The following is a 1,127-nucleotide window of genomic DNA, read 5'->3' as shown; positions in this document are numbered from 1 at the left end:
CCGTCGGCGAGCTGCACCGTCTCGAACGGCGAGTGCAGCAGCCGCGCGGGCAGGGCGATGCCCCAGTCCTGCAGCAGAGTGGCAACGTATTTCGACCAGCTCACCGACACAGTGGCTGCCCCGACCGCGTATTCGAGCACGAGGTCCCAGCCGATGATCCAGGCCACGAACTCGCCCATCGTGGCGTAGGCGTAGGTGTAGGCGCTGCCCGAGACCGGGATCATGCTCGCGAGCTCGCTGTAGCACATGCCGGCGAGCGCGCAGCCGACCGCCGCGATGGCGAACGAGATCACCACCGCCGGCCCGGCATTCTCCGCCGCCGCGATGCCGGTGAGCGAGAACAGGCCGGCCCCGATGATCGCCCCGATGCCGAGCCCGATCAGGCTCCAGGGCCCGAGGGTGCGCTCCAGGGTGTGGCCGCTGCCGTCCGCGTCCTGTCGCAGGCGCTCGATCGGCTTCGTCCGCATCAACCCGTCCGCCATGCTCTCCCGCGCCATCGCGCACCTCCCAGGCCGTTCGAGGCTTAACGCCACGCCAGGGCTGAGGCTGCACCGCGACTCCGAGAAGTTCCTCTCCGGCAGCCGATGCCGATGGCTGCGGCGCGATCGCCTCGGCCGCGACGCATCTGCAGCTTGCGGAGCCGCCGTCCGCTTCAATATCCTCGGTTGGGAGACAGGGAGGGGCCCATGTGCCGGATCTTCGCCGAGCAGACGCCGGAGCGCTACGCCTACGAGACGCGCTCCCTGCGGATCGGCGGGCACTGCACCTCGCTGCGCCTCGAGGCCGCCTTCTGGGCCATCCTGGAGGAGATCGCCCGCCAGGAGGGCCTCAGCGTCGCGAAGTTCGCCACCAAGCTGCACGACGAGGTGCTGGAGCGCCACGGCGAGGTGCGCAACTTCGCCTCGCTCCTGCGCTGCTCCTGCCTGATCTACCTGTCCCAGGGCGATCGCATGCAGGGCGACCGCGCCGCGTCGCCGGTGCTGATGGCCGCCGAGTAGCCCGGGGGCGAGCCGGTCAGCCGGCATCCTCCAGGATCATCGCGGCAGCCTTCTCGGCCAGCATGATCGTCGGCGAGTTGGTGTTGCCCGAGGTGATGCGTGGCATCGCCGAGGCGTCGGCGACCCGCA

General features: G+C 70.3%; 3 protein-coding genes. 1 reads left to right on the top strand and 2 read right to left on the bottom strand.

From position 1 onward, the window contains the following. Positions 1-497 (bottom strand): amino acid permease (locus tag VQ02_RS33935; protein WP_048448686.1); only part of this gene is annotated, 497 nt, incomplete at its 3' end. 189 nt (positions 498-686) lie between these two features. Between VQ02_RS33935 and VQ02_RS33930 the strand changes: the two genes are divergently transcribed. After that, complete coding sequence (locus VQ02_RS33930) at positions 687-998, top strand: ribbon-helix-helix domain-containing protein (RefSeq protein WP_048448685.1); 312 nt, start codon at positions 687-689, stop codon at positions 996-998. A gap of 16 nt (positions 999-1,014) precedes the next feature. Here the strand turns inward: VQ02_RS33930 and VQ02_RS36545 are convergent. Further along, positions 1,015-1,127, bottom strand: a 113-nt coding sequence (locus VQ02_RS36545) for a GMC oxidoreductase (protein ID WP_157080931.1), incomplete at its 5' end; no start/stop codon positions are given.

Source organism: Methylobacterium variabile (assembly GCF_001043975.1).
Lineage (GTDB): Bacteria > Pseudomonadota > Alphaproteobacteria > Rhizobiales > Beijerinckiaceae > Methylobacterium > Methylobacterium variabile.
This window is presented reverse-complemented; position numbering and strand designations above follow the sequence as displayed.

What these genes read in the sequence shown, in the direction of transcription:
- VQ02_RS33930 (WP_048448685.1), top strand. Translation starts at nt 687, where the DNA reads ATGTGCCGGATCTTCGCCGAGCAGACGCCGGAGCGCTACGCCTACGAG.